At 72.3% G+C, this 5,007-nt stretch carries 5 protein-coding genes and 2 pseudogenes; 4 read left to right on the top strand and 3 right to left on the bottom strand.

What is annotated here, in order from left to right; translation table 11 throughout:
• Positions 1–415, top strand: a pseudogene (locus KBA23_RS15735) (CDP-diacylglycerol--serine O-phosphatidyltransferase); the annotation flags it as partial.
• Between the two features lie 18 nt (positions 416–433).
• Positions 434–1,060, top strand: coding sequence for a class I SAM-dependent methyltransferase (locus KBA23_RS15730; RefSeq protein WP_290742890.1), 627 nt, complete (start codon positions 434–436; stop codon positions 1,058–1,060).
• On the opposite strand, the gene KBA23_RS15725 is transcribed toward KBA23_RS15730, so the two are convergent.
• From KBA23_RS15725 to tsaD, 3 genes are read right to left on the bottom strand one after another with little or no spacing between them, the layout of a single operon-like run.
• A complete protein-coding gene (locus tag KBA23_RS15725) occupies positions 1,048–1,467 on the bottom strand; it encodes an EVE domain-containing protein (RefSeq protein WP_290742887.1) in 420 nt (139 codons plus the stop codon). The genes KBA23_RS15730 and KBA23_RS15725 overlap by 13 nt on opposite strands.
• A 13-nt stretch (positions 1,468–1,480) precedes the next feature.
• On the bottom strand, positions 1,481–2,443 hold the full coding sequence (locus KBA23_RS15720; protein WP_290742885.1) for an NAD(P)H-dependent glycerol-3-phosphate dehydrogenase: 963 nt from the start codon (positions 2,441–2,443) through the stop codon (positions 1,481–1,483).
• Positions 2,440–3,531 (bottom strand): tRNA (adenosine(37)-N6)-threonylcarbamoyltransferase complex transferase subunit TsaD, encoded by a 1,092-nt coding sequence (gene tsaD / locus KBA23_RS15715; protein WP_290742882.1) that lies wholly within the window; start codon positions 3,529–3,531, stop codon positions 2,440–2,442. Before tsaD ends, KBA23_RS15720 begins: the two co-directional genes overlap by 4 nt.
• Before the next feature lie 105 nt (positions 3,532–3,636).
• Between tsaD and KBA23_RS15710 the strand changes: the two genes are divergently transcribed.
• Positions 3,637–4,350 (top strand): uroporphyrinogen-III synthase, encoded by a 714-nt coding sequence (locus tag KBA23_RS15710; protein WP_290742879.1) that lies wholly within the window; start codon positions 3,637–3,639, stop codon positions 4,348–4,350.
• A 158-nt stretch (positions 4,351–4,508) separates the two neighbouring features.
• Positions 4,509–5,007 (top strand): annotated as a pseudogene (locus tag KBA23_RS15705) (hypothetical protein); the annotation flags it as partial.

The following is a 5,007-nucleotide window of genomic DNA, read 5'->3' as shown; positions in this document are numbered from 1 at the left end:
CGTCTATATCGTCTGTTGCTGCCTGCGGCTCGCGCGGTTCAACGTCAATCGCGACGCGCCGACGGCGGGCACGACGCCGCGATTCGTCGGAGTGCCGGCTCCGGCGGGGGCGATGCTCGCGCTGCTGCCCGTGTTTCTGACCGTCGACGGGATGGTGGACGCGGCGGATTATCCGCTGGCCGTCGCGCTCTGGCTCGGGATCGTCGGCCTGCTGATGGTCAGCCGCCTGCCGACCTTCTCGCCCAAGGCCCTGCGCATTCCACGCGACCGGGTGCGCTGGCTGCTGGTCGGAACGGCGATCGTCGTCGGACTTGGCCTGACCCACTTCTGGTTGACGATGATCATCGCCGTCTTCGCCTATATCGCCAGCCTGGCGCATTCGGCGATCGTGACCCGCCTCGGGCGGCGCGCCTGACCCCAAGGAAAGATCGATATGGAAGCGAAAGCCGTTCGAACGTCCTATCGCCGCTGGGCTCCGGTCTATGACCGGACGTTCGGCGCCGTGACCCGCATCGGGCGCGCCAAGGCCGTCGAGCACATCAACTCCGGCCGCGGCGAGGTTCTGGAGGTGGGCGTCGGCACCGGCCTTTCGCTCCGCGGCTACGCGTCGCATCTGCGGGTGACGGGGGTCGACTATTCGCCCGAGATGCTGGCCAAGGCGCGGGCCAAGGTGGCCGAGCGCCGTCTGACCAACGTCGTGGCGCTGCGCGAGATGGACGCGCGGAAGCTCGATTTTCAAAACGGCCGGTTTGACTTCGTCGTCGCGATGTATCTCGTGTCGGTGGTCCCGGAGCCGGAACGCGTGGTGGCGGAGATGGCGCGGGTCTGCAAGCCCGGCGGCGAGGTGCTGATCGTCAATCACTTCGCCCGCGACCGGGGCGGGCTCGCCAGGCTCGAGAAGGCCTTCGCACCCTTCGCCGACAGGCTCGGCTGGCATTCCGATTTTGCCATGAACCGGGTACTGGGCGCGCCGGCGCTGGAACTCGTCGATTGCCGCGACCATCCGCCCTTCGGGATGTTCACCTTTCTGCGGATGCGCAAGCGCGCTCAGCCCGGATAACCGCCGAGTTCGCAGACGACGCGCCATTCCGCGGCGGTCACCGGCTGGACCGAAAGGCGCGAATTGTTGACGAGCACCATCTGGCCCAGCCGGGGTTCGGCCTTGCAGTCGTCGAGCGTGACGGGCCTCGGGAAGGGCGCGACGGCCTTGATGTCGACGCATTCCCAGCGCGGATCATCGGTCGAGCCGTCGGGATGCGCGGTTGCGATGACCTCGACGACGCCGACCACCGCCTTTTCCGTCTGGGAATGGTAGAAGAAGCCGAGATCGCCGACCGCCATCGCCTTCATGTTGTTGCGCGCCTGATAGTTGCGCACACCGTCCCATTCCTGGCCGGCCTCGCCCCTCGCGACCTGCTCGTCCCAGCTCCAGGTCTCGGCTTCGGATTTGAAGAGCCAGTAGGCCATGGGTCCCTCTCCTTCACTCCTCGCGCAAGGGACGCGACAGGAGCGCGTCCATCGCCTGAGACAGCGTCCAGCTCGCATCGAGCACGTTTGCCACCGCCTCGGCGATCGGCATCTCCACTCCGTGGCGCGCGGCAAGTTGGCAGGCGGCGCGGGCGGTCGCAACCCCCTCGACCGTGCCGCCGGGCCGTGTCGCGCCAGCGCCGAGCGCCGTGCCGAGCGCGAAGTTGCGCGACTGCGCCGAATTGCAGGTGAGCGACAGGTCGCCGAGGCCGCACAGGCCGGCTAGTGTCTCGGCCCGCGCACCGAGTGCCACGGCGAGACGTGTCATCTCGGCGAAGCCGCGGGTCATCAGGGCCGCGCGAGCTGAATGGCCGAGGCGCGCCCCTTCGACCATCCCGCAGGCGATGGCGATGACGTTCTTCAGCGCGCCGCCGAGTTGGGCGCCGACCACGTCATCGGTCAGATAGAGCCGCAGGCGCCGCACCGACAGCGTTTCCTGCAACTCGTGTCCGAGCGCGGGATCCGCGCAGGCGAGGGTCAGCGCGCTCGGCAGGCCGCGGGCGATCTCGTCCGCGAAGCCAGGGCCGGTCAGCGCGGCGAGCCGCGCCTCCGGCAACACCGCCGCGGCGATCTCGGTCTGCAGCCGGTGGTCGCGCGCGTCGATCCCCTTGGCGCAGAGGACGACCGGCGCGGCGGGCAGCGCCGCCCCGTGCGCGCGGAGGAAATCCCCGGTCTGCTGGGCTGGCACCGCGAGCAGGAGAGCCCGCGCGCCCTGAACGGTCCCGAGGCCGGAGACGCAATCGAGGCCGTCGGGCAGGGTGACGCCGGGCAGCCGCGGGTTGGTCCGCGTCTCGGCCATGGCGCGCATCGCCGCGGGGTCGCGGCCCCACAAGGTCACGCGCCGGCCTTCGACCGCGTGGACGACGGCGAGCGCGGTGCCGAAGGCGCCCGCGCCGAGGATCGCGATCCCGCTCATGCCTTGGCTCCCTTGCGCCCCGAGCCGAGCATCGGCGCGGCTTCCATATCGAGCGGCCAGCGCGGCCGGGCGGCGAGGCTGAGCGCGTCCGGGCCGCGCACCGCCATCGCCTCGGCCGCCGCCCAGGCGACGATGGCGCCATTGTCGGTGCAGAGCACCGGCGGCGGGGCGAACCAGGCGAAGCCCTCGGCGTCGGCCACGGCGGCGAGGGCTTCGCGGATGGCCCCGTTCGCCGCGACGCCGCCCGCGACGGCGAGCGTTGGCGTGGGCGTCTCGTGCCGCGCGCGAAAAGCCCGGCAGGCGCGGCGGGTCTTCTCGGCCAGCGTCTCGGCCACCGCCGCCTGAAAGCCCGCGCAGAGGTCGGCGCGTTCGGTCCGGGTGATCCCGCCACGCTCGGCGGCGAGCCGGTCGCGGGCGCGCCGGACCGCCGTCTTCAGCCCCGAAAAGGAAAGGTCGCACCCTTCGCGATCGAGCAGCGGCCGCGGCAGGTCGAAGCGCGCGGGATCGCCGGCCCGTGCCTCGGCCTCGACCCGGGGCCCGCCAGGCTGGCCAAGTCCGAGCAGCTTGGCGATCTTGTCGAAGGCTTCGCCCGGAGCGTCGTCGATGGTGCCGCCGAGGCGGACGAACTGGTCCGGCCCCTCGACAATCAGGAACTGGCAATGGCCGCCGGAGACGAGCAGCACGAGATAGGGAAAGGCGACCGGCGCGACGAGCCGCGGCGTCAAGGCGTGCCCGGCGAGGTGGTTGACGCCCCAGAACGGCAGGCCGCGCGCCAGGGCGAGACCCTTTGCGAACATGACCCCCGCGAGAACACCACCGATCAGACCCGGCCCGGAGGCGACCGCCACCGCGCCAAGCTGGCCGAGCCCGACGCCCGCCTTGGCCAGCGCGGTCTCGGTCACGCCGTCCAGCCGCTCGGCATGGGCGCGCGCGGCGATCTCGGGCACCACGCCGCCATAGGCCGCGTGCAGCGCATCCTGGCCGCGCACCACCGAGGCGAGAATCTCGCCCACCGGCGCGCCGGGATGCGCCCGAATCACCGCGGCGCCGGTATCGTCGCAACTGCTCTCGAGCCCCAGTATCAGCAAGATGCGCTCCCTTCGGCGGGTCGCCGGAATTGCGCCGGACCCGGGGCGCAGGTAACACCTGCGACGGGAGCGGCGCAACGGCGCGCGCCCCATCCGGAGCATCCGATGCCAGACCGCCAGACCCTGCTCCTGACCCGCCCCGCGGAGCAATCGCGCGCCTTCGCCGAGGCGCTCGAGGCCGCGCTCCCCGGCCGGTTCGCGCCGGTGATCGCGCCACTCCTGCGCATCGCGCCGGCGGAGGTGACCCTCGACCTCTCGGGCGCCGCCGGGTTGCTCTTCAGCTCGGCCAACGGCGTGGAACAGTTCGCCGCCCGGGTGGCGGACCGGCGGCTGCCCGCGCTCTGCGTCGGCGAGATGACGGCGGAGGCCGCGCGCCGGGCGGGTTTCGCGGCCGAGTCCGCCGGCGGCGACGTCGTGGCGCTGGCCGCGCTCGCCATCGCGCGCCACCGGCCCGGCGCGGGGGCCTTCGTCCATGTCCGCGGCCGGCACGCGGCGGGCGACCTGATCGGACGACTCGCCGCCGCCGGGGTGCCCGCGCGGGCGGCCGAGATCTATGATCAGGTGCCCTGCCCTCTGTCCGACGACGCGGGGCGCCTGTTCGCCGACGGGAGCATCAGGATCATCACCCTCTTTTCGCCACGCTCGGCCGCGCTGCTCGCCGGGGAACTGCGCGTCGGCGCCTGGAACCTCGACGAAGTGACCTGCGTCGCGCTGAGCGCGGCGGCCGACGCGGCGCTGAGCGGGGTCACCCCCGCGCGCCGACTGGTCGCCGAGGCACCGACCCGGGCCGGAATGATCGCCGCGCTGGGCGGTCTCTGACAGGGAGCGAGGAGCCAGGGCTTTGACTTGTTCCGCGAAAATCCTTCGCCTAGTATCCCGGCCATTGGGCCGGCAAGAGGCCCGGGCGCGCGCGAACGCCCCAGTGGGGAACTGAACCGATGGCAAGAAACAAAACCGGTTCGCCGGATGGTGAGGCCGTGAAGCCGGGGGCCGAAACCTTCGCGCCCGAAACCACTCCCGAAGCCACTCCCGAGACGGCGGCCGAAGCGGCGCCCGCCGTGACACCCGATGCGCCGCCCCCCGATGTGCCGCCCGAGGAGCCGATGTTGAACGACCCGGCCGCGCCGGTCCCCCCCGCGAACGAGCCCAACCTCGCCGGGCCGGAGACGACGTTCAGGAGTACCGCCGAGCCCGAAATCGCGCCGGAAGCCGAAATCATGCACGAGGCGGAAATCGCCGCCGCCGCCGCCGAAGGCGCGCCGCTGGAAGGCGCCTCCTGGACCAAGCCCGACGGCGCCCGGTTTGTGGACGAGCCCGAGGATATCGCGCTGGTCGCGGAGGTGGACGCGGCGATCGCGCGCGGCGGCCCGCCCCCGACCGATCCCGAGGATGCCTGGGACGAGACGCGCGAGGAATCGCCCGCCGCGACCATCCCGCGCGACGATGCGCGCCCCGAGCCGGTGGTGACCCACGAGG

It is taken from the genome of Amaricoccus sp. (genome assembly GCF_017995835.1).
Classification (GTDB): Bacteria; Pseudomonadota; Alphaproteobacteria; order Rhodobacterales; family Rhodobacteraceae; genus Amaricoccus.
Note: the sequence above shows the minus strand (reverse complement) of the source record. Positions and strands in the feature narration are given on the sequence as shown.

Excerpts from the sequence above, each read along its gene's own strand:
- KBA23_RS15720 (WP_290742885.1), bottom strand. The coding sequence starts at position 2,443 with ATGAGCGGGATCGCGATCCTCGGCGCGGGCGCCTTCGGCACCGCGCTC.
- KBA23_RS15710 (WP_290742879.1), top strand. The coding sequence starts at position 3,637 with ATGCCAGACCGCCAGACCCTGCTCCTGACCCGCCCCGCGGAGCAATCG.
- KBA23_RS15725 (WP_290742887.1), bottom strand. The coding sequence starts at position 1,467 with ATGGCCTACTGGCTCTTCAAATCCGAAGCCGAGACCTGGAGCTGGGAC.
- KBA23_RS15730 (WP_290742890.1), top strand. The coding sequence starts at position 434 with ATGGAAGCGAAAGCCGTTCGAACGTCCTATCGCCGCTGGGCTCCGGTC.